Genomic DNA, 23,951 nt, shown 5'->3' with positions numbered 1-23,951 from the left:
TAACCCTAATATTTGACGGATTTGGAGTGAAGCGCTGTGACAACAGTTGGAATTGTAGCAGAATACAACCCTTTACACAATGGGCATGTCCATCAATATAACGAAGCCAAAAAACTGTCCGGTGCCCAAAGCACCGTTATCGTCATGAGCGGACCGTTCACCCAGCGCGGCGAGCCGGCGGCGGTGAGCAAGCACGCCCGGACAGAGATGGCGCTCCACATGGGCGCCGACCTCGTCCTGGAACTGCCGGTGGCTTACGCAGTGCAGCCGGCGGAATGGTTCGCCTTCGGAGCTGTGGCCCTGCTGGAAGCGACCGGGGTCGTGGACAGCCTGTGCTTCGGCTCCGAAGCGGGCACTTTGGGTTCACTGCTTCCTCTGGCCAAGGTGTTGGCAGAGGAAAGCAGTGAACTTCAAGGCGAGATCCGCCGCCGCATGGCGCTCGGAACGAGCTTCCCCGCCGCTTACAGCGCAGCGGCGGCGGCGGTCTGGGTGGGTTCCCGCAGCGGCGACGGGAGCCTAGAGGAGGCTGCAGAGCTGCTGCGCCAGCCGAACAACAGCCTCGGCCTCCATTATTTGATCGCCCTGCAGCGGCTCCGCAGTAAGATCCGACCGCTGACGGTGCCCCGGACGGGTGCCGGATTTCACGACCCGCTGCAGCCGGGCTCGGCCATTGCCAGCGCCACCGCTATTCGCAGGCTGCTGGCAGAAGGCGGATCGCCCGCCTCTTATCTCCCTGATTACAGCTTGTCCATCCTGGAACGCGAACATGCGGCCGGAAGAGGGCCGCTCGGGCTGGAGAACTTTCAGGTTCCGCTAAGGCATATCCTTGCGACCAGCAGTGCTTCCCGGCTCCGCGCTTTTCATGACATGAATGAAGGCCTGGAGAACCGCCTGCTGCGTGTACTGCCGCTGATGGAGCAGTTCACGGTTACAGGCCTGCTGGGCGCATTAAAGACCAAACGCTACACGCATACACGTCTGCAGCGTCTGCTGCTGCATGTTCTGCTGAATCATACAAAAGAAGAGCTTGCCTCACCCGTCCTTGCAGAGGGGCCCGGCTATATCCGGGTGCTGGGCTTCAGCGAAAACGGGCGAGCCTTGCTCAAAAAAATGAAGCAAAGCGCCAGTCTGCCGATTGTCATGCGGCCAGCGCTTTGCTCCCATCCCCAGCTGGAGCTGGATCTCCAGGCGGCTGCCGCTTATGCCGGAGCATTCACATCCCCGTCGCGGACCGATCTGTACCGGGACTTCCTGGAGCCTCCGGTCAGGGTGTGACCGGCAGCCCCTCCATATACTGCAGGGCTTCGGCCAAAGTGGCCACAGGCACAAGCTTCATTGCGGTCTCTATTTGGTCCGCTCTCGCCCGGGCCTCCTCGTAATTTTTGACCGGAACAAAAAAGATCTCCGCACCCTCACGGTCCGCCGCGACGATCTTGTGCTTCACACCGCCAATCGCCCCGACCTCTCCGTTTGCATCGATGGTTCCGGTTCCCGCTATGCGATGCCCTTTGGTCAAATCCCCCGGGGTCAGCCGGTTATAGATTTCCATTGTGAACATCAGGCCGGCAGAGGGGCCGCCTACCTCGGTATCCACAAAGCTGACGGCTTTCCCTGCCTCTTTGGGCTCAACCTTCCGCACTGCGGCAATGACCACTCCGAGACCCGGGCGTGTCGTTGCTTTCTCCTTATCCTTTACCTCGACCAACGTGACGTTTTCTTGCAGTTTGTCGCTTCCTCGCTGCAGGACAACTTCAACCTGACCGCCTATTTGTCTGGAAGCCAGCAAAGCGGATAAAACCTCAGGATCACTGACCGTCTCTCCGTCAACGCTCATGATTTTGTCACCCGGCTGAAAGCGGCTTTGATTGCTGCTTGAAGGAACCGAGAAAACATACAAATAGTCGACCACATCCTCATAAGGAACTCCGGCGGCTTTATAGGCGGCCTGCACTGAAGAAGATTGCGAGCTGCTCATGTAAAAAACCTGCTCCGCTGCATACTCTTCTTCCGTCCGATCCCCCAGCCGCGCCTCCTTGCGGGCAATCTCGGCATTGGAATTAAATGCGGAGGCCAGCAGCAGAACCAGATTGGCATAGCTTGCAGATACGGTGGTCATCATAAATGTCCCTTGTTCCGCAGGATCCGCATTTTCGACCTTAATCATTGGAGCCACTTCAGTCGCACTCCCGGGCTGGTAAACAATATAAGGGGTACTCATAAAAACCGCCACATAAACGACAATCACAAAGGTAAATAAATAGGTGACGGCACGCAATCCCGCGCGACGCTTCAGCTGCTTCACTGCTCTCCCCTTCTTTCTGACCACTTCAATGAGTTAAAAAAAACCACCAATCTTCCTTAGTCATGACGGTTGTCTGCTTCGCATAACCTGTTAACAATACCCGTCCTTCCCTAAGCTATGAAGAGGTGATATGAGAATGAACACTAAAATACGCCGGATCGCCACAGGCTCCCTGCCGTTCGTCCCCGGAGCGTTTGCTATCCTGCTCGCCGTTGCCATTGTACTCGCACCCGAATCATCGTTCGAAGCGTCTATGCAGGGCTTGAAGCTATGGTGGACACTGGTGTTCCCTGCTCTGCTGCCTTTCCTGATTCTGTCCGAGATGCTGACCGCCTCAGGTCTGGTTCATGGGTTCGGTGTGCTGCTGGAGCCGCTGATGGTCCGGTTATTCCGCTTGCCGGGGGCAGGAGGCTGGACGCTCGCGCTGGGGGCAACAACCGGCTTCCCGGGAGGCACCCAAGGGGTGATGCAACTGCATCAGCAAGGTTCTATAACCGATAAGGAGGCTGGCCGCCTGGCTGCCCTAAGCCATTTTGCCAGCCCCGTGACCCTGTTGATTGTGGTGGGTGCCACCTTTCTGCATAGCGCATCAGCCGGGTATACCCTGCTGATCATCCATTGGGTCTCGGGACTGCTGGCCGGCTTTACCGCCTCCAGATTTGCACCCCCGCCTCATCAGAAATCACAGCCGGCCATGAACAGCCGGACTACTGTACAAAAGTCCCTGATTCGCCGTATCATCCATGCCGCTTCAGAAGCAAGAACCCGCGACGGCCGCAGCTTCGGCAAGCTGCTCGGCGAATCCGTTGCCTCCGCAGTCCAGAACCTGATGATTGTAGGCGGGTATATGATTATGTTCGCCGTTATTATCAATATTATTATATCTCTGTTGCCCAGTCTTCCGGGCTCCTTGCCTTCCAGCCTGCTTGAGCTTCATCTGGGCGCACAAGCCCTGACTTCAGGTTCAGGCCAAGCTGCTGCTTCAAGCACCTTAAATACGGGGAGCATGGCTCTATTGTCCGCAGCACTGGGTTGGAGCGGGGTTTGCGCCCTGATGCAGGTGCTGACCCTGCTCAAACCGGCCAGTGTCAGGTTCCTGCCTTATGCTGCCGTTCGCCTGCTGCACGGTCTATATGCTTTTGGGTTAACCTTTTGTCTATGGAAGGTGCTCTATGCCCCGGGTGCTGTTCAGCCTGCCATTGCCCGCCTTACTGCGGCTCCGTCCGGCACTGCAGCGAACGTTACAATGTGGAACCTTTTCCCCCAGCTGCTCCGCCTGCAATTACTGCTGCTTGCGTTATTGCTGGTGTTATCGTCAGTAATCTATATGTTCACTTCGCTCCGCCGTTCATCCGGTTGAACTTCAGCTTCATGGCCTGCTCAACCTCAGGGGTCACCAGATCCATCATATCCCCGCCAAAATGGGCCAGTTCCTTCACAACGCTTGAACTGAGATAGGAGTATTTCGGATTCGTCATCATAAAAATGGTCTCAGCATCCGGATTCAGCTTATGGTTAATAGAAGCAATCTGCAACTCATAGTCAAAATCGGTAATCGTGCGAATCCCCCGTACAATTACTTGGGCATTTTTTTGCCGCACATAATTGGCCAGCAAATCTCGGAAACTGTCAATTTCCACATTCGGAATGTCCGCTGTGACCTGACGCAGCAGATCCGTCCGTTCTTCGACGGAAAACAGCGGATTTTTGCTCAAATTGTTCAGAACCGCCACGATTAAACGATCGAATTGCTTGGCAGCACGCCGGATAATATCCATATGCCCCATAGTCACCGGATCAAAAGTTCCCGGATAAATAGCAACACGCTCTTCCCTAATTTGCAGACTCATCATTTGCCTCCTCGTCACTTCCGGCTTCTTCTGAGCCAGCGGCCTCATATCTGTAAATCGAAACAGTCGTATCCCCATACACTGCCTGGCGCAGACAGGTAAATCCCGGAATCTCCTCAGGGTACTTGTATCCCGACTCATGTTCCAGTACAATCACAGCTTCCTTATTCAGCAATCCTTTATCCACCATACTCTGCATCAGCTCATCGCCGTGCTTCAGCCGGTAGGGAGGGTCCAGGAAGACAAGATCAAAAGAACGCCCCCTCTTCTCCATTGCCGCCAAAGCTCTTCCGGCATCGTTCCGGTACACTTCCGCACCGGCCTCCAGCCTGGCCAACTTCAGATTGGCGCGTACTGTTTCAATGCTTTTGGGCTCCATATCCACAAATACCGCCCGCTCCATCCCTCTGCTGAGAGCCTCAATACCCAGGCCCCCGGTTCCTGCAAATAAATCAAGCACCGCTCCGCCCTCAAAATAAGGGCCTATCATGCTGAAAATCGCTTCTTTCACTTTATCGGTTGTAGGCCTTGTCCCGCTTCCCGGGACACTTTTTAGCGGCCTTCCCTTGGCACTTCCCGATACCACTCTCACCTGTTCGTTCACCCGCTCTATATCTGCTGTTTATTATGCCGAAACCGGCATAAGTTCACGCCTATCGTACCACATTCGGAGCATGAAATAAAAAAGTTTGTCTTTATATGTCATATCTCCTGTTCTCCTGCAGACACACCGCATTCGAAACAATTTATTAAATTCAATGTATAGGAGTGGGCAAAAGCGGACATCATATAATTATCGACATCACAAAATGTCGTAGACAACCGCGGAGCAGGCTTACGTTTCCCCATAAGCTCTTCGTCCGGTTTCTCCTCTCCCATGAAAGGGGCCCTAGAAATAGGGCCCCGATTATTTTTGTGTAATGACATATGTATCAAGGGTTTTTCCATTCCAATTCTCTTACTTTCCTTTTGCCCACTCGGCGGATGAAACTCATTTAATAGTCGCTGTCCGACTGAAATTACTTATACTTTAGGTTTTTACAGAGCTTCGGTGAAAAGTCAGCTTCGTATCTGATGTTGTTTCTGCCGAAGCTCGGCATGCTGCGGAGCCCGGTATTTACGGAGTTTATAATATAAACAGAAAAAATCCCGTCAGGCGTGCGCCCGGCGGGTTATTTTATATATGCTAAAAATTCAAAGCGTTCTCGGATAAACCGACCTGAAGGGATAAACTAATTCTCTTCAATCGTCGATAGAGAAACCATTAGCCAGCTGGCGAATCCATCAGACAATTCACCATTTGGGTTGTGTATGCGAAAGAGATAGGCTTCTCCCGCCTGATTTTTCCAGACCATATAATCCTCCAAACCTTTGGTGCCGGAAACTTGTAAGTACAGTTCGGCATGACCTAGCGGATGCTCGATCAATTCCCCACTGTAGTCGTTGGGCGTTCCGAAAGTAGACAGCTCGCTTTGGCCCTGCTTTTCCAATTCGGCAAGATTATAGTCTGAAGGCAGCTTTTCAATGTCTGCATAATAGTTGGTGTCCTCAGCCAGCGCTAAGCGGCCTGTGTCAGCATCTAGGATGAAGCCATGAAACAGATACAACGAAAATCCATTGCCCTCAGTAAGCGTTCCTGTTTGCCCGGGAACACCTCCCTCTAGTTCACCGAATTCTTTGGTTGCAGGACGGTCCGAGACCTGAGGCCCGCTGTCATCCGGGCTAGTGGTTTCCGGTACTTCGGTTGCTTTCTGAGCATCGGTCACTTCAGGACTGACTGTAGCATCGTTGGACGGTGATGTGGCTGTGGGAACTACTGTCGGTTCCCCCACGTTTTCCGTTTCGTTGTTACTACATGCGCCCAGAAGCACGGTAGACGAGAGAACAAAACTTACTGTTAAAGTTAAGATCGTTTTTTTCATGGTAAACCTCCTCATCTGATTAATAACTTATTACCCACATCGCCGTTATTCCCTTAGTAAGGTAGTTAATTTGTAATATATGCTTATGAGTCTAAGGTTAATAATGCCTCTGAGTTCTCCAAAATAACGCAAAAAACCGCCAACTTGTTAAGTTGGACGGTTGGCTTCGGTCTGTTTATTCCTTCCCCCAGACAAGCTTCTTCAAGGCACGCAACTCAGTTTTATTTACAAGACTACTGCCCTGGATATTTTCCCACCCCTATAAAAAAGTTTCCTAAAAAGAGACCTCACGGAATGATCCGCGAGGTCTCTTTTCGATGCATCCGGATGGATTATTATGTAATTTAATTCCATATCACTGGTAAGGAGAAAACTCCTGAACGCAAAAAATACCCCACCATGTGTATTAGGTTGACAGGTATTTTCAAGGTTATTGTCCTTTCTGAACAAACTACTTATCCTAATTGGGATTGTTGTTTTATTCGTCCTTGCAACATAAGTTATTATTCGTTTGAAGTAGATCGAGTAAAGCCATCTCGCAAATGTATATCCTAATGTGGTTGAGACAAAATTCGATGCTTTATTTTCTCCTTTCGAGCAAAATAAAAGAGCCCTCGTACAAGGACTCAAAGTTCATCACCATAGAATTCATTTATCCCTCCGGCATTCTTATAGGCCTTGAGAACATTCAGCATTGCCTGTTTCTGCCCTTTACTCAAAACTATGTCTTCTTGGTAGACACCTCCAATACATCGCACAATTGTTTTGTCTGCGTTAGCCATTGCCTTTATCATCCTGAGATCAGCAAGAAAAACATCGCTTTCATAAATTTCCTGTGCAGTATTATAATAAAAGGACTTTTGTATTGAATAATCTATATTATTAAATTCAAAAATTTGTCCATCAGCATTGATCTTAATCCAGTTTGTGTTGATCGGAACTGTACCTACATAATGAATCACAAATCGCAGATTTGAGACAATACCTTCTTTGTCTCTGATGAAATAAACGTAAAAATCACTCTTGTCTTTGTTTTCATGGGTTGTTTGTGCATAATAGGCCGAGAATTCTTCTACCTCGTCCTTCTGCTCTACCAGGCCTGATAATGCCTGGTTGATCTCTTGGGGTGATTTCGTAGGCTCTTCTTGTAAATTCTGCTCGCTATTTAAAGAGCATGCGGATAAGAACATGACGACGAGTAAAAATAGTAGTAATTTTCTTATCATTCTATTTCAGCAACACAGTGATCTTTGCATCAATTTCGGTTAGCTGCTGGAGTGTAGCTATTTCTGTCTTTTTCTTGTCGACTACTTGTTTGTATGCCTCAAATAATGGAATGGCATTCGCTTCTAAGTCAGTGCTATTCAATTTCCGTTGGTCAATCGCACCTGTAATTTTCTTGCGATCAATCTGCAGTTCAGCGATTGTCTTGTGACCTCCATTAGCTGCTGTCGTAGTATTCGTTTCGCTCATAATTATCTTCTTCCCTTCGACCGTTAATCCCGCTCCAGTCGCTTCCGCAACTGCACACACCGGAGCATAGGCAGATCCGTTAATAATAGCCGCTTTCAGCGACCTTTTTTCCATTTTTCTCAATTGTAAATACTCCGGTTACTTTCTTCCCGATAAGCCCCGCGGAATCCGCAAAGGACAAGGCTCCAGCAAATAGAGTCGCACCTACTATATTCAGGATATAAATTTCTGCATCACAACCTCCCCTTGGTAAAAGTTTCTATATTCCTATTATCGTCACAAATCAACAAAAATTTCAAACTATTTTATAAGACCGGAAAAGGGCCAGCCTGCTTCGCCCGGGATGGGACAAAGAGAGTAATTTAAAATAAAGACAGTTTTTACCCACCGTCCACTTTAATAGAGATTATTTTACATCAATTCCTTTTGATTACAAATAAATTCTAAGGACAACGTTCAACTTTTTTATGGGTTCATAAGATAGACCATTCAACTAAAGGAGTTGTTAATCGAATGTACCGTAATCCCCATTTTGCAAATTCATATGTCCCCTCCACACCTGCTGGTTGGGTCCATACGAACACTTATTTTCCGCAACAAAAAATGTCTGGAGCCGTAAGTAGGGTAGTACCGAATCGAGATGTTGAGTTCACCCCTCAAGAAGCAGATAGTGATGCTCATGGTCAAGGCTTTAAACTTTATAAGTGGACATTTGTATTGAATCCGAATGAATATCTGGTTTGCCGTTTATCCGGAACATCAACTGAAAGAGTAATCAGTGCAGGATTTGCAACCGATCCGCTAGCCCCTGTATATGCTGTAGAAAATTTCCCCAGACATCCACATGTCTGGGTCACATCTCTCCACAACACATCATCAAGCAGATTAAATTTATACCTTTATTTAATTGTAAAAGTATAGGGTTAGCATGGGTGCTCCACCTTGTGGGGGCATCCTTTTTTCTAAACAACTCAACTTTCGCACCTTAGATAGCAGTTGACGCTACTGGTAACGCGATTAATTGACGACACAGAAAATCGGGTACAACTCTATAGTCCTGCAGGCACGGTCATGCTGCTCGCAGGTCATAAGCGTTGACCTGTTCCTACCGAAGAAATCAGCCACCGCGTCCTCGCACTGGAAGCCGACAGTACCATTCAAAGACGGCATACAAAAAGCCCGCAAACTCCTGTGCGGGCATGTCGTCGTTTATGCTGCTGCTGCGTTCGTCGGGGGCCAGCCAGGCAGAGTCACTCTCTACGGCGCCGGTACTGCTCATACACCCAGCACAGCTTGTCCAGCAAAATCACAGCATTCGCAACTTTGTCCGCTGGATCTCTGTTTCACTCGCTGTCGGAAAAGCCCATCCTGCTCCCAAACCATCGCCATCTCCCCTTTATGTTATAATATCAAGAGAATAGTATGCAGAATGGCCCCCGACCAAGGTAATGGGGTCTTATTATCCTTATAATCTTAACTTTGTGAAACGGGAGAAGTACCTATGAAAGAATACATACCTTATGTTTACCTAGGCGATATTAAAAATGTTGAGAAGAAACTTAATTCTTTCCAGTTGAAAAACGGATTAATTGAGATAGAGGATATTATACTTGCCCTACTTTGCGATCATCCCAAAATAGCAAATCTACTATATAATAATCTATCTTCCTCTAATATTGCTGAAGTTGAGCGAAAAAAGCTTAAGAAAATCCTTGATAGCCCTACCCCTATACAATCATTGAAAAAGTTTATTAAACAAGATTTTTTTAGTGAGTCTATCGAAAAAGCTATTGAGTTAAGTCTAATAGCTAAAAGAGAAGAACCCGTTATGCGTACCGAAATTAATGCGGCATTAAATAAGAATATAAAGTCAATAAAAAATGAACCCCCCAAAAAAACTATACCTCTGCAAACAAATTGTTCAAGATGTGGTGGTCGTCAAGTTATTAAATGTCCAAACTGCGGTGGAAGTGGGCTACAGGTGGATTTTATGTTCTGGACTAATACTCCTTGTAAATCCTGCTTTGGAAAAGGAGAAATTCCTTGTAAAATGTGCATTTAACAGCAGTTTTTCACGGCACGTCAACCTTTATCTGCTGAGAAAGAGGACCACAAAATGGATATACGAAAATTACAATACTTTATTGCGGTTGCGGAAGAGCTTCACTTCCATCGTGCAGCGGAGAAATTAAATATGACACAACCTCCGTTAACCCAGCAGATTCAAGCCCTGGAACAAGAACTTGGTGTGCAACTATTTGAACGGAACAAGCGTCAAGTTCGCATCACACCGGCGGGATCTGTTTTTTTAGAGGAAGCCAAAATGATCTTATCTCAACTTGGAGCGATCTATTAAAACTGTACAACTGGCAAGTCAAGGCATCATTGGACATTTAAACATTGCTTTTATCGGTTCTGCAGAGGGTGGAATGATGGTCGATGTTCTGAAAATATTCCGGGAACGTTTCCCGAAAATACAGCTAAATCTACGGGAACTGACTTCTGCTCAGCAATGGCAGGCCTTGCATGAAGGTACTCTCCATATCGGATTCATGCGCTTCATTGAGCCGGCAAAGGATATTAATCATTGCAGCTTGATTAACGAGACCCTGGTTGCCGTATTGCCTGATCAACATCTGCTTACTAAGCTGCCGGCATTGTCAGTCTCCTCTTTGCGTTCCGAACCTTTCATCTTTTTTCCGCGTCAGCTCGGTCTTCCTTTTTATGATCTTATTATGGGCTTTTGCGCAGAGCATGATGTTTATCCCCATGTTGTACAGGAAGCGGTGCAGATGTATACCATTGTAAACCTTGTGGCAGCGAACCTGGGGGTTTCCATTGTCCCTTCTTCGGTTTCCGTTTTCCAGCGCAGCGGAGTCGTGTATCGTCCCTTTGAAGAAAAAGCGCCGCCTGTCCCCTTCTATGCCGCTTGGAGAACGGATACGAATCAGGCCATCATCTCTGCATTTGTTGAGATTTTACAAGAAAAGAATTCCAGGCAAAGTGTTAGCAAATGAGATGTATTTAACCGGTTTTTTTAGGATCACGCTCAACTAGTCCCTCTAATATCTTATCGGTCTCACTCATCAATTCAGGCTCAAGACGTATCCCTGCAGCCTTAACATTTTCTTTCACTTGCTCTGGTCTGGATGCCCCTATGATTGCAGCCGACACCTGTGGATTCTGCAGCACCCATGCTAAGGCCAATTGCGGAAGCGTCAACCCCGCTTCACGTGCAAGCGAGGAAAGTCTGGATACAGCCTCAAGAACCTCTGTGTGCAGCCACTGACCAGCTAATCGTTCAAAAAATGGAGAACCCGCTGAAGTTGAAGCACGGGACCCCTGCGGTATCGGTTCATTCGGCAGATATTTCCCTGAAAGAATTCCTTGCGCAAGCGGTGACCAGACCACCTGTCCGATTCCTTCCCGCTCGCAGGCTTGGATCACCTCCGCTTCGATCACTCGCCATAACATCGAATATTGTGGCTGACTAGCCACCAGGGGAACTCTCAACTCCCGGGCCAAAACCGCCGCTTGTGTTATCTGTTCAGCCGTCCATTCGCTGATCCCGACATACAGAACTTTCCCTTGGCGCACCAGATCCGAGAAGGCCAGAAAGGTCTCCTCCAGCGAAACCTTTTTATCAAATCTATGGGCATAATAAACATCTATATAATCCGTCTGCAACCTATTCAACGAAGAGTTGCAGGCTTCCATAATATGCTTTCGGGAAAGCCCTCGATCATTAGGCCCTATTCCTGTAGGCTGATAGACCTTGGTACACAACTCGATGTTTTCCCGCCGCACTCCTTTAAGACTTGTCCCAGCACCGTCTCCGCCTTCGTGTCCGAATACACATCCGCTGTGTCAAATGTAGTAATTCCCGCATCCAGTGCAGCATGGACACAAGCTTTGGCCGTGTCATTATCCACTTGAGCACCATGGGTAATCCAGTTTCCAAAAGCAATCTCACTGACCGATAAGCCGCTTGCACCCAATTTCCGATAGTTCATCCTTTTTACCTCCTTTAGATAACAATGTAAGAGTAACAAACCGCGATTAATAGGTGAAATATTCTTTAATGGGCTTTTTGATTCGAAAAAAGTATTACAGAGCGATTTGCTGCGTTCTGCTGCCACTTTATGAGTTACAAGGACGAACAGCCATAATGGTTTTGACATGAGATATATGGTAAAGTTATCCTATTGGCTTATAGAGGAGGGATTATTGTGCGGAAGTTCCCGAGTGTGCTTTTCATTTCCTTATTATCACTTTTATTAGTTACGGCGTGCAGTTCATCTGTATCAACCAGTGACTCTCAAAACATAGCTCCTGCCTCAGAGAATAATACTTTAAATGAACAATCCATAAATGCGGCAATAAAAGCTGCAGAAGCATACAAAAATAAAGAATACAATGTTATCGCTTGCGAAGATATCCTATCCACCGAATCACTTCAAACCAGAAATGAAGAGATGACGCTTTTTTTTACAGAATATTTTAAGAAAAAAGCTGTGGATACGGGGTACACCGCTTTGCCATTAAAAATCGCCAATAAACAGCAGCTTTCTTTAAAACCGGAAAGTCTTCAATTCAGCGTGATGGACCACAGGGATACTATAGTGGACTTAAGGTATAAGGTGGAGCTGATTTTGTTTGGTCCGGATGGAAAAGAGCAAAACCGCGTACCCTTGGAAGGCGTTTTGACTCTATTTGATGTGAATGGGCAATGGCTTCTGCAGGGGGACCGTTTTGATTCCGCGGCTTTCCATAAACTTATCGTTTAAACGTAAGAGGCGCCCTACAACCATGCGGAATGGTTGTGGGACGCCCCTTTGCATATCAAAGCGAATTGCTAGTCTGTGTGGAGTTCCAACCATTTCCCCAGCAGGTGAAAGGTTGCCTTGGCAGCCTCCACGATTTGCTCATCAGCCTGATGAGCAGCAGATGCCTCAGTCAGCAGTTGACGGAATCCGGCCCACTGTTCCTTCGTGTCCGGTCCGTAAGCATTAAAATATTCGAGGCCCGTTTCGGGACTGACCGGCAGATTCTTCTTCAGCAGCTTGGTTATCATCTGGCCGCCCAGCGTAGAACCTTCCATCACATAGAAGAAACCCAGCAGGCGGGGGATAGTAGAAATATCCGGCAGCTCGCTGCATCTGGGAAGTTTTTCAAGTTCCTGCTCACTGGCCCCTAAAAAAAGCAAGTCTCTTTCCAAAAGCGCCGTCTTTCCCCTGACTCCCAGATCAAATCCCGTTTGCTGTGCTTCAAGCAAAGCCGCCGCCTGCGTTTCAGCAGGTTCCACAAAACCGTAAAACTTCTCCAGATAATTTCTATAATCCTCCAGTGTCAAAGACTGGTTCATGATGGCTGCCGCATATTTGTTCTGTTCAATTTCTTTATGATAAACGGCCGTTTCATTTCTTAAGCGTTCCATAATCTCTATAGTCATTACATCCTTTCCCTTTAAATTTTAAATTAATTATACCATAATTAAAAGAAGCCCATTCCCGGCAATGCCGGAGATGGGCTTCAGATTAGCTATTATCACTAGAACATGCAAGCACTTAAAATAATTACAAGCAGGATATAGAGGACCAGAATCGCTCCTGTAGATGTCCAGGGACTTCCCGGGCCCATACCCACTCCACCAACGTTGCCGCCATAACCGCAATCTGCACCCATGAGATAACCTCCTCGTTCTTTATGACTACAATACAGCATATGCCCCGAGTCCCTTTACCGATTGGGCCAATGACGCAACAATAAGCCTATATCCTTCCTCTAATCCGAGACAAGAATACCGTCAAAGCTTTCCGGTCCTACCCGGATCGTCCCGAGCGCGTTCGAAGCGACGAATGCCGTGTAAGTCAGCTGCGGCGTAATCGGCGGCAGGAAATCAGCTGCGGAGAAGACAATCACTTGCGGAGCCAAAAGACTTAGATTAAAGGTTGAAGTAGCAGAATATACGAGCGGATCCGTCGGCAACGTGCCTCTGACAATCGTAATCGTAATTCCCAGCAAAGCCAGCGGGATCTGCAAAGAAATAGTACCTTTAAGAAGAACGCGCGGATTCGCTCCGGCCCCTTCGGTAATCAACCCGATTTGTCCAAACAGCTGCGGTGTATTGATGAGCAGAATCGGTATGGAGATAGAGTTGGCAAAACTGGCATTCTGCGAGGTTCTTGCATCTAAATAAGTGCCCATATGAGCACCCCCTTCCTTGTGGACATACAATATTGTATTTCAGACCTTGCCGTATGGCATGGTTGGATTACCGGGGAGAAAAGTCTGATTTCTTGTAAGCCAGTCTAACCTGCCTGAGCTACTATATAGATTGGACTTATAATTTTTTCTAATTGGTATTGGATCGCGACTACGGCGAATGTTTGGACTTCCAGCCGCTGTTGTCTGCAGATTTCTTCATTTATACCGCTCTACGCGGTTGAAATCTGCAGACAGCTCATGCTTACGATGCGAGCTTTCCTGCGGAAAGCTTTCGGGCGGTCGCTACCGCTCCTCCATTTCCAAAATCCCCCTCCGTCACTCTTCCCATCTTTTTATATTTTCAGGTTCAATCTATACAATCAGCTCAGTTCACTCGTCTTTTGTGGTCCCACTCCGCTTGTTAAAGGCCAGCTCAAAAAGTCCGGTCGCCGACAGCCCTGCGAGCCCACCGGCCCACAGCCGGAGCACCAGTTCCATCTCTGTGAATGGATAAGCAAGAGCCCCGACCAGCAGCCCTATAACCAGCCCGACGGCAGGAATGATTGTTTTCGGAAGATTCACACTGTTCTTCACGAGCTGGACAAGCGCCATCACAAATACAGCCAACACCGATGCAAAAGCAAGCACACTGTCCAGCGCAGCATTGCCCATGTCATCTTTCACTCCTTTCCGGCCTTTAGCAGACCTGCACGGTTCAGGACGGTCAATATTCGGTAAAAATCATAACTTCCGCTTCCCGGGGTGTCCAGCAATCCGGCTTCTACCGCCGCCTGTACCGCAGGCTGTGCCCACACCGGAACCGCCATCCCGGCGCGGCTCTCGAGCGCTGACACCCGGTCGGCCACAAGGTTAATGGTGTCCTTGCTTACGGTCAGTCTGTCTAGCAGCGCACGTAAGGCTTTCAGCTCCACTTCAAGTTCCGTCAGCTTCTGTTTATCCTCAGCAGACAATTCGTCCCCCTCCTCGGCTTCCTTGTCATATTGGTACAGATTGTTCCTGTCCATCATTTGAATCAGCTTCGCGGCATAATTCGGATCTGTCGCATAACCGGCTGCAGCGATTTCCCTGGCTGCGGTTTGTCCCGGGGCTCCCACTACCCGGCTGTACAGATTGCGGTTCCATGAGACTCCATTCAAAAGCAGTGCCGAATGATCCTTCACGGATTCTCCCCAGTTATGATAAGCGCGAAAAGTAGCCGTTACTTTTACCGCTTTTCCATCAACGTATTCAGTAGTTTGCATATTTATGCTTCCGGCCGGCCCTTTGCCCTTCATTCCAAACAGGTTATGGGCTCTAACCGTAAGCTCGCTGTTGCCGAAGCCGGATTCAAGCGCAGCCTGGGCGATGGTAAGCGAAGCCGCAATTCCGGTTCGCCGCATATCTTGCACAGCGTAAGGGGCGATGGCGGCCATAAATTCCGCTTCCGTCATCTCATCACATCCTTTTGATTAGTACATGCAGACTCCGGGTGAAATGCTTGTGCTGATCCCCTGCTTGAAGGTGGACAGCACAGCAAAAAAGAGCTGCCCCGGAAGTCGAATTGACTTTCCGCCGGACACCTCTTACTGCGAACTGCGTACCTATTGCTCTTCATTGGATACAGAGCAGATTTAGACAATTTGTGATTTCACATCATTTTGAAGATGAAGCAGTTGTTCCCGCACCTTGACGACTTCGCCGATGATAATCAGCGCCGGATTGGTGACCTTCATTGCCACGGCCAGCTTATCGATGTTATCCAGCGTGCCCGTAATGATCCGTTGGCGCGCTGTAGTTCCGTTCTCAAGCAGGGCCACAGGTGTAGCTGCACTTTTGCCATGCAGTAAAAGTTGTTCGCGAATGAAGCCGAGCTGGCTCACTCCCATATACACGGCAATTGTATCCACACCTCGGGCAAGCTCATCCCAGCGAACCGGAGCATTCTGTTCATGGCAGCGGCTGCCGGTAACAATCGCCAGCGAAGCTGCAAGGCCCCGGTGTGTCAGCGGAATTCCGGCGGAAGCGGCAGCACCAATCGCCGAGGTAATTCCCGGAATGACTTCATACGGAATTCCCGCTTCGGCCACAGCGAGCGCTTCCTCTCCACCGCGCCCAAAGACGAAAGGGTCCCCGCCTTTCAAACGAACTACCCGATACCCTTCGGCTCCATATTGGACCAGCAGCTGCTCAATCTTGTCTTGTGGCATCGAGTGGCAGCCCGGGGATTTCCCGCAGTAGATGCGCCGGGCACCGGGTTTGGCATAGCTGAGCAGCTCCTCGTTAACCAGCCTGTCATACATAATGATATCCGCGTCCTGAATACGGCGCATTGCTTTTATTGTAATCAACTCAGGGTCGCCTGGACCCGCTCCGACAATCGACACCATTCCCGGCTTCATAGGCTTCGCTCCAATCCTACAGTTTCTGTCACCGTTGATTTGCGGACGGGCGCGATACCTTGCTCCGCCCCCTTGCGGGTTTCTTTAAAGCTTCGTTGTGACAGGTAAAACAGGACTCCGGTAAACAGCACTCCACCAATAAAATTGCCGGCAAGCACCGGAATTCCATTCCAGATCCACCAGTCGCCGAAGCTGACATCCGCCCCCAGCATCATGCCTGCCGGAATAACAAACATATTAACCACGGTATGCTCAAAGCCCTGTCCAAAAAAGATAAGAATCGGCAGCCACATGGCCATTATTTTACCCGAGGTGGACGTTGAGGTCATAGCCATGACTGCTCCCAATGTGACCATCCAGTTGCAGAGCATCGCCTTGATCGTAACCAGCATCATGCCGTTGCCGCCTAAATGCTTGTAAGCAGTAGTCTTCGCTTCACTGGCAGTAATTAACGTTTGAATCAGGGGATTGCTCATATCCGTCCCCATCTTCGTCAGGGTGAGTCCATATAGCACAGCGTAGACGACACAGCCGATCAGATGTCCGGCAGCCACCCAAACAAAGTTGTTCAGCATACGGCCTACGGTCGTTTTCTTCTCCAGTACCGCCAGTGGAATCAGCGCAAAGCTTCCTGTGATGAGCTCCAGGCCGAGCAGAATAATGATTACGAATCCAACCGGAAAAATAACTGCACCGACCATGGGAATCTTGGTCTGCGCCACTGCCGTGTAGGCAAGTGTTGTGGCACAGGCAAGAATCGCACCGCCCAGAATGCCCCGTACCAGAAGCTGCATGACAGGCAGCTCCGCTTTATTTTTGCCCGCCTCTATCATTGCAGTCAGAACTGCAGCGGGCTTCACGTAATCCATGACTAATCCCCCATTATGATTGCTGACGCGTGTTGACTATACGGTTACATAGATAGAGCCGCTGTTTTCATCAATTTCTACTTCAAAGGTAGTCACACAGCCAGTATCCGGCTCCTGCACAGCACCGCTATGCAGGTCGATCTTCCAGTCATGAAGCGGACAATGGACCTTGGAGCCGCAGACCATCCCGTCCGATAAAGTCCCGCCTTTATGCGGGCATTTATTCTCCACCGCCAGAACCTCGCCACCGGATAAACGAAAGAGAGCAATCTCCGTCTCGTTCACCCTGAAGGTGCGCGATCCTTTTGGGTCTATATCGGTAATTTTTCCAACCAGCATCTTGGTCATCGTCATTGTGAACTCCCCCTTAATTTATACTGTCTCTGACTGTGCGATTGCGATCGGCTCAAAATTCTTACGCAGCTCCGGCTCGTTCACAATCTGTTTCCATGGATCGGTCATCCGGCTGAGAGTCGTCTGGATTCTCTTTTGCAGGGCAAGCCGCTCTTCCGGCTTCTCCAGCGCCTTCTTAATACTCTCCACACCTACACGCTCAACCCAGTTGGAGGTTCTTTCATTCCAGGCGGCATTCTCCCGGTAATATTGCAGATAGGCGCTGGCCCATTCCACAACTTCATCTTCCGTCTTCACTACACAGAGCAAGTCAGTCGCTCTTACATGTACCCCGCCGTTCCCGCCGACATGCAGTTCCCAGCCGCCGTCAATGGCAACCACTCCAAAATCCTTAATGGTCGCTTCGGAGCAGTTACGCGGGCAGCCCGAGACGGCCAGCTTTACTTTGGCAGGGGCATTAAGCCGTTCGAACTCTTTCTCCAGCCGGACCCCCATCCCAATCGCATCCTGTGTACCGAAGCGGCAGAAGGTTGAGCCCACACAGGTTTTTACGGTACGCAGTGTTTTTCCGTAAGCATGTCCCGAGGGCATATCCAGCTCTTCCCACATCTTCGGCAGATCCTCTTTCTTCACTCCAAGCAGATCGAGTCTTTGTCCTCCGGTAAACTTCACCATCGGCACCTCGAACTTCTCGGCAATCTCGGCAATCTTCTTCAGCTCGGCAGGCGAGGTAATTCCGCCATAGATTCGCGGAACTACGGAGAAGGTGCCATCCTTTTGGATGTTCGCATGGTATCTTTCATTCGTGAACCGCGATTCCTTCTCATCCATATATTCTTCCGGCCACAACATGCCCAGATAATAGTTCAGGGAAGGTCGGCATTTGGAACAGCCCTCTTCCTGCATCCAGCCCAGCACATTCATAACTTCCTTAACGGATTTCAGTTCCATCCGTTTGATCTCGGCGACAATCTCGTCGCGGCTCATCGGAGTACAGCCGCAAATCCCCTCTTTCACAGTTACCGCAGCATCTCCGGCGTACAGCTGCAAAAGGCCTTCAACGAGCGGTTTGCAGCCGCCGCAGGATGCCGAAGCTTTGGTGCAGCTGCGGATCTCGCCCACACTGGTGCAGCCTCCGCTCTGAATAGCTTCGGCAATCGCTCCCTTGGAGACTCCGTTGCAGCCGCAGATAATCTCATCTTCAGCCATCGCTTCCAGGCGGTTCCCGCCACCAGAAGAAGACAAGGCGTCCGCTGAAATACCCAGCAGCAGCTCTTTTTCCTTCCCTTTCACCGTCTCCTTGTTCTTGATCATGGAGAATAGCTGGGCGCCGTCGCTTGTATCCCCGAAGAGGACCGCTCCAATCAGCGTGTCGTCCTGAATAACAAGCTTCTTGTAGATCCCATCAATCTCATCCTGAAAACGAAGAGCCCGGGAGCCTTCCGGCTCACTGAATTGTCCGGCCGAGAAAACATCCACCCCGGATACCTTCAGCTTTGTCGAGGTCACGGAACCGGCATAACCTTCAGTGGCCGCTCCGGCTAATCTTTTGGCCAGCACTGCACCCTGCTCATATAAAGGAGCGACAAGTCCATAAGCTATCCCTCTATGCTCGGCACATTCTCCAACAGCAAAGATATGCGGAATGTTGGTTTCCATATAATCGTTCACCACGATGCCGCGGTTGACTTCGATCCCGCCCGTCTTGGCCAGGGCCACATTAGGTTTGATGCCGACCGCCATCACGATGAGATCCGCATCCTCCATGCTGCCGTCAGCGAACAGCAAGCCTTTGACCCTCTTTTTGCCGAGGATGGCCTCTGACTGCTTGCGGAGCAGGAACTTCATGCCCTGCCCCTCCAGCTCCTTGCGCAGCATTGCGGAGGCTGCCTCGTCCAGCTGACGTTCCATTATATAATGGTGAATATGAACAACCGAGACTTCCATTCCCAGATGCAGCAGCCCTCTTGCCGCCTCCAGGCCGAGCAGCCCGCCACCGATGACCACTGCTTTTTTGTAGGACTTCGAGGTCTCCTGCATAATCTCGCAGTCTTTAATATCACGGAATGCGATGACCCCCTCCTTGTCTGCTCCCGGGAGCGGAAGCATAAACGGATCGGAGCCTGTAGCGAGTATGAGCTCATCGTAAGGTGCGGATATCCCCCCGTCGGAAACCACCTTGCGGTTCACGGTATCTATGGAAGTAACCGTCTGCCTTGTGTGCAGTGTAATATTGTTGCTGCGGTACCACTCCAGATCATTGATAATGATTTCTTCCATACTCGCTCCGCCGGCCAGGACGGACGACAGCATAATCCGGTTATAGTTAGGATGCGGCTCAGCGCCGAATATAGTAATGTCGTATGCTTCCGGGGCCAGCTTCAGCAAATGCTCAACCGCTCTTACCCCTGCCATCCCATTGCCTACAAGCACCAATTTTTTACGTGATACAGTCATTTCTCTCAATCTCCTCTCTATGTGAAAAACACGAAAAGCCCGCTCCACTCCCGCCCGGAATCATACCATTCCCCAGTGCGTAAAGTGATAGCAGGCGCCATTGCCGCTAATTCCGAATACATCGTTGTATTCGTTCTTGATTCATTTGTTAAATCGACTATACTACAGAAATCTGAAATACGTCAACAATTATGACATATAAAATTTAAAAATCTAAAAATTATCGACAGATAGCCTGTTTTTGTGTTATATAATATAACATCATACTTAAGACATTATGATTTAAAGGGGCGTCAAATTATGCATTCCCTGTTGGTTATTCATAACAGCCTTACCGCTAATGAACCGGCGGCGGGCTCGCCCGGCAGACCTGACACCGTGCTGCGGGACTGCGGTTATCTTGTGGAAGTTGCTGGGACTGAGGAGGAAGCCATCTCCCGGATCACAGAAGCCGATGCTTCCATTCTCAACTTGCCCATTACAGAGATTAATCACTGGGGAATGCTGCTCATGCAGCAAAAAACAGCCCCGATTCTCTGGTGGTGCACCGATGAGACCGCTACTTTGTCCGTCACCGCGTGCGAAGATAACATCATGGTGGATGGCCTGCTGGCTCCCTCCATGCACCCCCAGGAGATTCACTGGAGCCTTCATTTCAGCGCCAAGCAGTGCTTTGAACGCCAGCAATGGATGAAAGAACGGGAGCAGCTCCTCTCCCGGCTTGAGGAACGCAAATGGATTGACATGGCCAAAGGCATCTTGTCCAAGGTGAAGAATATTTCCGAGTCGGAAGCCTATGATCTGCTCCGCAAACAGGCTATGAATGAACGCAAAAGGATGGTGGATGTCGCCACCTCCATCGTCAAGGTGTACCAATTACTGCAGGACCAAACCTAAGGGGGCGTCAGCAATATGATCGACCTATTAAAAGAAGTCGCCAGAGGCAAACGAGGCGCCCGCGATTTAAATTATGAAGAAGCAGCCCGGGCCGCGGAAGCTATCCTGGGTCTTACGGCTTCCCCCGTACAGATCGGAGCTTTTCTGATAGCGGAACGCATCAAGCTGGAGAGCGTGGAGGAGCTTGAAGCCTTCGTCCATGTCTGCCGGAAATATGCACACCGCACACCGCAGCGTGAAGGCCTGGATTGCGCCGGACCCTACGACGGAAGAAAAATATCCTTTATCGCGACCTTTCCCACTGCATTTCTGCTCTCCGCCGCAGGTCTGCCAGTGACTCTGCACGGTGCCGATTCCCTGCCTCCCAAATGGGGCATTACGCTGCAGGATATCATGTTTGAAGCCGGGATTGACATCGCACGGCATAGCCGTGAGGAGGCCATGCTGGCTGCCTCTGAAAGCGATGTGCTGTATGCAGATGCACAGAAGTGGTGTCCGCCACTAGGCGGCATCCGTGATATCCGGGAAGAGATGGGGATGCGGACTATTTTTAACACGGCCGAGAAGCTGGTTGATTACGGCTGCTCGCCTTATATTGTCTTCGGCATTTACCACAACACGGTATTCGACCGCCTGGCCAGACTTCTGATCAAGCTGGGATACCAAAAGGCGCTGATTGTCCAAGGCGTTGAAGGCTCCGAGGACCTCTATATCGACCGTCCCTCCCGTGTGTATACCATTGCAGATGGACAATCCAGCCTGGATATTATTGACCCTGAATCCCTTGGGCTGGATATAGCCGTACCTGAAGTAAACTGGACCGCGCGCGTGCAGCTGATGACAGCAGAAGCAGTAATGCAGGGCGGGGGCCACCTGGCCTTCTACAATCAGACCCTGCTGAACAGTGCCGTCAGACTTCATCTGGCGGGCAAGGCCGGTTCAGTAGAGGAAGGCATGTACATCTGCAAAGCGCTGCTCGATACAGGAAAGGCCTGGGACGTCTATATGAAGTGGAAAAGCTCACTACGGGGCTGCCAGACCGCCGCTCAAAGTCCAGGCTGACCGAATCGCCGAATCCTCCCGGCAGCGTTGAGATAGGCAGTGGAGTGTAAGGCAAGGCAGATACGTTAACCGAAAGCCCTGTTCTGTGAGGAACAGGGCTTTTGGGTGTATCCATCTCTATTTTTTGTGTGAATGTGGTTGAGATCTTCATAGGGTTGGCGTAGAATATAGTATATTAGAACTATTTGAAAGGGACTATATGACTATGCCTTCATATTATTTCAAAGAGCTGTGGACCCCCTTGCGCTGGGTGGGCATTAAATTTTTCCGTGATGATGAAGGGTTTCTCTGGATTAAATGGTGGGCCAAGCCCAGGAAGAGATTACGCTAAGCCCCATTCCTCAGACCTGGCCATCTGCACGATAGGTAGGCAGGTATATATATATGTACATATGAATATGGATCAGGAAGCCGCCTCAAATGTAATTCGATTCTTGCCGCTTCGTTTGGAAATATATAATGCTTCACCGGCCAGCTGCAGCGTCTCCTTGATCGTATGCCCTTGAGAACTCCAGACTGCCGCCCCCACGCTGCACCCGACAGATACGGTCTGGCCGTGAATATCAACAGGCAGGTTGATATGGCTTATGATCCTCGAAGCTACTGCCTCCGCTTCATGCATCGGCTTCGCCGCCGAAGTATGCAGAACTACCACAAATTCATCGCCGCCGAGGCGGGCCACAATCTCGTGTTCCCTGGTACAAAGAAGCAATCGCCGCGCCATTTCCTGCAGCAGCAAATCGCCGCCGGCAGGCCCCAGGGTATCATTTACTTTTTTGAACCCGTCCAAAGCCAGATATAATATGCTGAGGGTGGATTGCTTCTGCTTGGCCCGCTTTACTGCTTGGGCCAGATAATGGTCCAGCGCCGAGCGGTTTGGCAGCTTCGTAAGCTCATCATGATAGGCGTTATCGGACCTTTCTCCCAATGCGGTCTCGGTTTGGGTCAGATTATTGACCAAATTACGCAAAGATGCAGATAGGATGGCCACATCCCTAAAGCTGCTGGACGATGGAATTTCCATATCTCCCCCGGAGCTTAACACATCAGCTGCTCTGGTAATATTGCGCAGAGGACGCACAATCCAGCCCGCCAAGAACCAGCCGGCAACCCCGAATAATACGGCACTGGCCAAACCGGCCAAGACAATGAATCTTTCCAGATGGGATACCGGAGCCAACGCAACCTTCACAGGCTGCCGAATAATAACGGACCAGCCCAGACCCGGATAATTCATATAGCCATCCCCATAGGCATAGCCGGTCAAATACTCCTTGTCTCCTCCCACAGACTCCACCAGCCAGGAATTGCCGCCCGAACGGGCTTCCGCCAGTGCTTCTCCTCTCATCCGTTCACCGGCCGTTCCCTCCGGGCCCAGGAGGATAGTGTCATCTTTGTTGCTCACGACAAATACCTCAACATCTTTCAGATGCTTCTCAAGCGGAGCCAGTATAGACTTCTCGACCTCCGCTGACCACTCCCAGCTTAAATGGGCCGCTAAGATTCCGCTAAGCTGTTGATTGCTGCTGTACACAGGCACGCTAACATCAACATACTGCCGGGCCTCTCCGGTCGGATTCGGCAGCAGCTTGGACAGCAGCCCCGCGTCGTGAACATCCCCGATGAATGTATCTTTCAGCGCCTCCTGGTACACAGGCCGTTGACTGATATCGCTGCTCTCCAAAATGTTGTCGGTTGCCGCTAATACGGCGCCCTTGGAATTCAGAAACCCTACCCAGGTGAACACGGGCAAGCTCTCCTGTAGCTGGTCCAGCAGGCGGCTGATCTCAGCCTTGTCAACAGGCTCCTGAAGCGCATTAAGCTTGCTGAGAACCTCGACTTCCCCTGCACGTGACCACATGAAATGGTCCAGCTTCTCGGACATCTGATAGGCCACCCCGGAAAGCGAGCTTCCGATGCTCACCTCTACCGATTGGGTGGATTGCTTGCTAATCACATAACTTAACAGGACAGTCAGCAAAATAATTATGACTGCAAATGCGCTGGCAAACACTGTGCGCAAATTCAATGACACGTTACATTCTCCTTTTTATCATCATGAGAGGTCCTTTTTCACCTTTTATCGGTCAAAAAGCAGGCGAAATGAATACAGGTCCATTTGACGAAACTTCTTTTTGAAAGATAGCACCATAGGAGAT

23 protein-coding genes and 2 pseudogenes are annotated in these 23,951 nt (G+C 49.8%); 8 read left to right on the top strand and 17 right to left on the bottom strand.

Features of this window, described 5'->3' with window-relative positions; all coding sequences use genetic code 11:
- The first annotated feature begins 36 nt into the window (after window positions 1–36).
- On the top strand, window positions 37–1,275 hold the full coding sequence (locus IEY53_RS05550; RefSeq protein WP_189022810.1) for a nucleotidyltransferase: 1,239 nt from the start codon (window positions 37–39) through the stop codon (window positions 1,273–1,275).
- Here the strand turns inward: IEY53_RS05550 and IEY53_RS05545 are convergent.
- On the bottom strand, window positions 1,265–2,302 hold the full coding sequence (locus IEY53_RS05545) for a SepM family pheromone-processing serine protease (protein ID WP_189022809.1): 1,038 nt from the start codon (window positions 2,300–2,302) through the stop codon (window positions 1,265–1,267). The genes IEY53_RS05550 and IEY53_RS05545 overlap by 11 nt on opposite strands.
- A 136-nt stretch (window positions 2,303–2,438) precedes the next feature.
- Between IEY53_RS05545 and IEY53_RS05540 the strand changes: the two genes are divergently transcribed.
- Window positions 2,439–3,662: a nucleoside recognition domain-containing protein gene (locus IEY53_RS05540; RefSeq protein WP_189022808.1), complete on the top strand. Its 1,224-nt coding sequence runs from the start codon at window positions 2,439–2,441 to the stop codon at window positions 3,660–3,662.
- On the opposite strand, the gene coaD is transcribed toward IEY53_RS05540, so the two are convergent.
- The 5 genes from coaD to IEY53_RS05515 all read right to left on the bottom strand — a co-directional run bounded on the left by coaD (window position 3,634) and on the right by IEY53_RS05515 (window position 7,670).
- Complete coding sequence (coaD, locus tag IEY53_RS05535; RefSeq protein WP_189022807.1) at window positions 3,634–4,152, bottom strand: pantetheine-phosphate adenylyltransferase; 519 nt, start codon at window positions 4,150–4,152, stop codon at window positions 3,634–3,636. The genes IEY53_RS05540 and coaD overlap by 29 nt on opposite strands.
- Entirely contained in the window at window positions 4,136–4,744 is a 609-nt protein-coding gene (rsmD, locus tag IEY53_RS05530; RefSeq protein ID WP_189022806.1) for a 16S rRNA (guanine(966)-N(2))-methyltransferase RsmD, read from the bottom strand. Before rsmD ends, coaD begins: the two co-directional genes overlap by 17 nt.
- A 640-nt stretch (window positions 4,745–5,384) precedes the next feature.
- Window positions 5,385–6,074, bottom strand: a complete 690-nt coding sequence (locus IEY53_RS05525; protein WP_189022804.1) for a DUF8580 domain-containing lipoprotein — start codon at window positions 6,072–6,074, stop codon at window positions 5,385–5,387.
- Between the two features lie 626 nt (window positions 6,075–6,700).
- Window positions 6,701–7,300: a hypothetical protein gene (locus IEY53_RS05520; protein ID WP_189022802.1), complete on the bottom strand. Its 600-nt coding sequence runs from the start codon at window positions 7,298–7,300 to the stop codon at window positions 6,701–6,703.
- A 1-nt stretch (window position 7,301) separates the two neighbouring features.
- The gene (locus IEY53_RS05515; protein WP_189022800.1) at window positions 7,302–7,670 is read right to left on the bottom strand and encodes a hypothetical protein; all 369 of its coding nucleotides are present in this window, start codon (window positions 7,668–7,670) and stop codon (window positions 7,302–7,304) included.
- Window positions 7,671–8,060: 390 nt separating this feature from the next.
- On the opposite strand from IEY53_RS05515, the gene IEY53_RS05510 reads away from it, so the two are divergent.
- The 3 genes and pseudogenes from IEY53_RS05510 to IEY53_RS05500 all read left to right on the top strand — a co-directional run bounded on the left by IEY53_RS05510 (window position 8,061) and on the right by IEY53_RS05500 (window position 10,564).
- Window positions 8,061–8,468 carry a hypothetical protein gene (locus IEY53_RS05510; RefSeq protein ID WP_189022798.1) on the top strand — a complete coding sequence of 136 codons (408 nt, stop codon included), beginning with the start codon at window positions 8,061–8,063 and terminating at the stop codon, window positions 8,466–8,468.
- Between the two features lie 580 nt (window positions 8,469–9,048).
- Window positions 9,049–9,609 carry a hypothetical protein gene (locus IEY53_RS05505; protein WP_189022796.1) on the top strand — a complete coding sequence of 187 codons (561 nt, stop codon included), beginning with the start codon at window positions 9,049–9,051 and terminating at the stop codon, window positions 9,607–9,609.
- A gap of 54 nt (window positions 9,610–9,663) precedes the next feature.
- Window positions 9,664–10,564: pseudogene (locus tag IEY53_RS05500) on the top strand (LysR substrate-binding domain-containing protein).
- Between the two features lie 7 nt (window positions 10,565–10,571).
- Here IEY53_RS05500 and IEY53_RS05495 read toward each other — a convergent pair.
- A pseudogene (locus tag IEY53_RS05495) lies at window positions 10,572–11,560 on the bottom strand (aldo/keto reductase family protein).
- A 216-nt stretch (window positions 11,561–11,776) separates the two neighbouring features.
- On the opposite strand from IEY53_RS05495, the gene IEY53_RS05490 reads away from it, so the two are divergent.
- Window positions 11,777–12,334 (top strand): hypothetical protein, encoded by a 558-nt coding sequence (locus IEY53_RS05490; RefSeq protein ID WP_189022794.1) that lies wholly within the window; start codon window positions 11,777–11,779, stop codon window positions 12,332–12,334.
- A gap of 68 nt (window positions 12,335–12,402) precedes the next feature.
- On the opposite strand, the gene IEY53_RS05485 is transcribed toward IEY53_RS05490, so the two are convergent.
- From IEY53_RS05485 to nirB, 9 genes are all read right to left on the bottom strand, one after another.
- The gene (locus tag IEY53_RS05485) at window positions 12,403–12,984 is read right to left on the bottom strand and encodes a biliverdin-producing heme oxygenase (RefSeq protein ID WP_229696003.1); all 582 of its coding nucleotides are present in this window, start codon (window positions 12,982–12,984) and stop codon (window positions 12,403–12,405) included.
- A 113-nt stretch (window positions 12,985–13,097) separates the two neighbouring features.
- A complete protein-coding gene (locus IEY53_RS34975; protein ID WP_215184384.1) occupies window positions 13,098–13,232 on the bottom strand; it encodes a YjcZ family sporulation protein in 135 nt (44 codons plus the stop codon).
- 99 nt (window positions 13,233–13,331) lie between these two features.
- Entirely contained in the window at window positions 13,332–13,754 is a 423-nt protein-coding gene (locus tag IEY53_RS05480; protein ID WP_189022790.1) for a hypothetical protein, read from the bottom strand.
- Window positions 13,755–14,144: 390 nt separating this feature from the next.
- Complete coding sequence (locus tag IEY53_RS05475) at window positions 14,145–14,411, bottom strand: holin (protein WP_189023152.1); 267 nt, start codon at window positions 14,409–14,411, stop codon at window positions 14,145–14,147.
- A gap of 23 nt (window positions 14,412–14,434) precedes the next feature.
- A complete protein-coding gene (locus IEY53_RS05470; RefSeq protein ID WP_189022788.1) occupies window positions 14,435–15,205 on the bottom strand; it encodes a glycoside hydrolase family 73 protein in 771 nt (256 codons plus the stop codon).
- A 180-nt stretch (window positions 15,206–15,385) separates the two neighbouring features.
- Window positions 15,386–16,153 (bottom strand): uroporphyrinogen-III C-methyltransferase, encoded by a 768-nt coding sequence (gene cobA / locus IEY53_RS05465; RefSeq protein WP_189022786.1) that lies wholly within the window; start codon window positions 16,151–16,153, stop codon window positions 15,386–15,388.
- Window positions 16,150–17,022 carry a formate/nitrite transporter family protein gene (locus tag IEY53_RS05460; RefSeq protein ID WP_189022784.1) on the bottom strand — a complete coding sequence of 291 codons (873 nt, stop codon included), beginning with the start codon at window positions 17,020–17,022 and terminating at the stop codon, window positions 16,150–16,152. Before IEY53_RS05460 ends, cobA begins: the two co-directional genes overlap by 4 nt.
- A gap of 36 nt (window positions 17,023–17,058) precedes the next feature.
- A complete protein-coding gene (gene nirD / locus IEY53_RS05455) occupies window positions 17,059–17,370 on the bottom strand; it encodes a nitrite reductase small subunit NirD (RefSeq protein WP_189023150.1) in 312 nt (103 codons plus the stop codon).
- A gap of 24 nt (window positions 17,371–17,394) precedes the next feature.
- A complete protein-coding gene (gene nirB / locus IEY53_RS05450; RefSeq protein WP_189022782.1) occupies window positions 17,395–19,833 on the bottom strand; it encodes a nitrite reductase large subunit NirB in 2,439 nt (812 codons plus the stop codon).
- A 300-nt stretch (window positions 19,834–20,133) separates the two neighbouring features.
- Between nirB and IEY53_RS05445 the strand changes: the two genes are divergently transcribed.
- Window positions 20,134–20,730: an ANTAR domain-containing response regulator gene (locus tag IEY53_RS05445; protein WP_189022780.1), complete on the top strand. Its 597-nt coding sequence runs from the start codon at window positions 20,134–20,136 to the stop codon at window positions 20,728–20,730.
- 15 nt (window positions 20,731–20,745) lie between these two features.
- Entirely contained in the window at window positions 20,746–21,792 is a 1,047-nt protein-coding gene (locus tag IEY53_RS05440; RefSeq protein WP_189022778.1) for an anthranilate phosphoribosyltransferase, read from the top strand.
- A gap of 403 nt (window positions 21,793–22,195) precedes the next feature.
- On the opposite strand, the gene IEY53_RS05435 is transcribed toward IEY53_RS05440, so the two are convergent.
- A complete protein-coding gene (locus IEY53_RS05435) occupies window positions 22,196–23,827 on the bottom strand; it encodes a GGDEF domain-containing protein (protein WP_189022776.1) in 1,632 nt (543 codons plus the stop codon).
- Window positions 23,828–23,951: the final 124 nt, after the last annotated feature.

The organism is Paenibacillus albidus, assembly GCF_014644435.1.
Classification (GTDB): Bacteria; Bacillota; Bacilli; order Paenibacillales; family Paenibacillaceae; genus Paenibacillus_AQ; species Paenibacillus_AQ albidus.
The sequence above is the reverse complement of the archived record's forward strand: the minus strand, read 5'-3'. Positions and strand labels throughout refer to the sequence as shown.

Excerpts from the sequence above, each read along its gene's own strand:
- IEY53_RS05540 (WP_189022808.1), top strand. The coding sequence starts at position 2,439 with ATGAACACTAAAATACGCCGGATCGCCACAGGCTCCCTGCCGTTCGTC.
- coaD (WP_189022807.1), bottom strand. The coding sequence starts at position 4,152 with ATGAGTCTGCAAATTAGGGAAGAGCGTGTTGCTATTTATCCGGGAACT.
- IEY53_RS05525 (WP_189022804.1), bottom strand. The coding sequence starts at position 6,074 with ATGAAAAAAACGATCTTAACTTTAACAGTAAGTTTTGTTCTCTCGTCT.
- IEY53_RS05520 (WP_189022802.1), bottom strand. The coding sequence starts at position 7,300 with ATGATAAGAAAATTACTACTATTTTTACTCGTCGTCATGTTCTTATCC.
- IEY53_RS05510 (WP_189022798.1), top strand. The coding sequence starts at position 8,061 with ATGTACCGTAATCCCCATTTTGCAAATTCATATGTCCCCTCCACACCT.
- IEY53_RS05505 (WP_189022796.1), top strand. The coding sequence starts at position 9,049 with ATGAAAGAATACATACCTTATGTTTACCTAGGCGATATTAAAAATGTT.
- IEY53_RS05485 (WP_229696003.1), bottom strand. The coding sequence starts at position 12,984 with ATGGAACGCTTAAGAAATGAAACGGCCGTTTATCATAAAGAAATTGAA.
- IEY53_RS34975 (WP_215184384.1), bottom strand. The coding sequence starts at position 13,232 with ATGGGTGCAGATTGCGGTTATGGCGGCAACGTTGGTGGAGTGGGTATG.
- IEY53_RS05480 (WP_189022790.1), bottom strand. The coding sequence starts at position 13,754 with ATGGGCACTTATTTAGATGCAAGAACCTCGCAGAATGCCAGTTTTGCC.
- IEY53_RS05470 (WP_189022788.1), bottom strand. The coding sequence starts at position 15,205 with ATGACGGAAGCGGAATTTATGGCCGCCATCGCCCCTTACGCTGTGCAA.
- cobA (WP_189022786.1), bottom strand. The coding sequence starts at position 16,153 with ATGAAGCCGGGAATGGTGTCGATTGTCGGAGCGGGTCCAGGCGACCCT.
- IEY53_RS05460 (WP_189022784.1), bottom strand. The coding sequence starts at position 17,022 with ATGGATTACGTGAAGCCCGCTGCAGTTCTGACTGCAATGATAGAGGCG.
- nirD (WP_189023150.1), bottom strand. The coding sequence starts at position 17,370 with ATGACCAAGATGCTGGTTGGAAAAATTACCGATATAGACCCAAAAGGA.
- nirB (WP_189022782.1), bottom strand. The coding sequence starts at position 19,833 with ATGACTGTATCACGTAAAAAATTGGTGCTTGTAGGCAATGGGATGGCA.
- IEY53_RS05445 (WP_189022780.1), top strand. The coding sequence starts at position 20,134 with ATGCATTCCCTGTTGGTTATTCATAACAGCCTTACCGCTAATGAACCG.
- IEY53_RS05440 (WP_189022778.1), top strand. The coding sequence starts at position 20,746 with ATGATCGACCTATTAAAAGAAGTCGCCAGAGGCAAACGAGGCGCCCGC.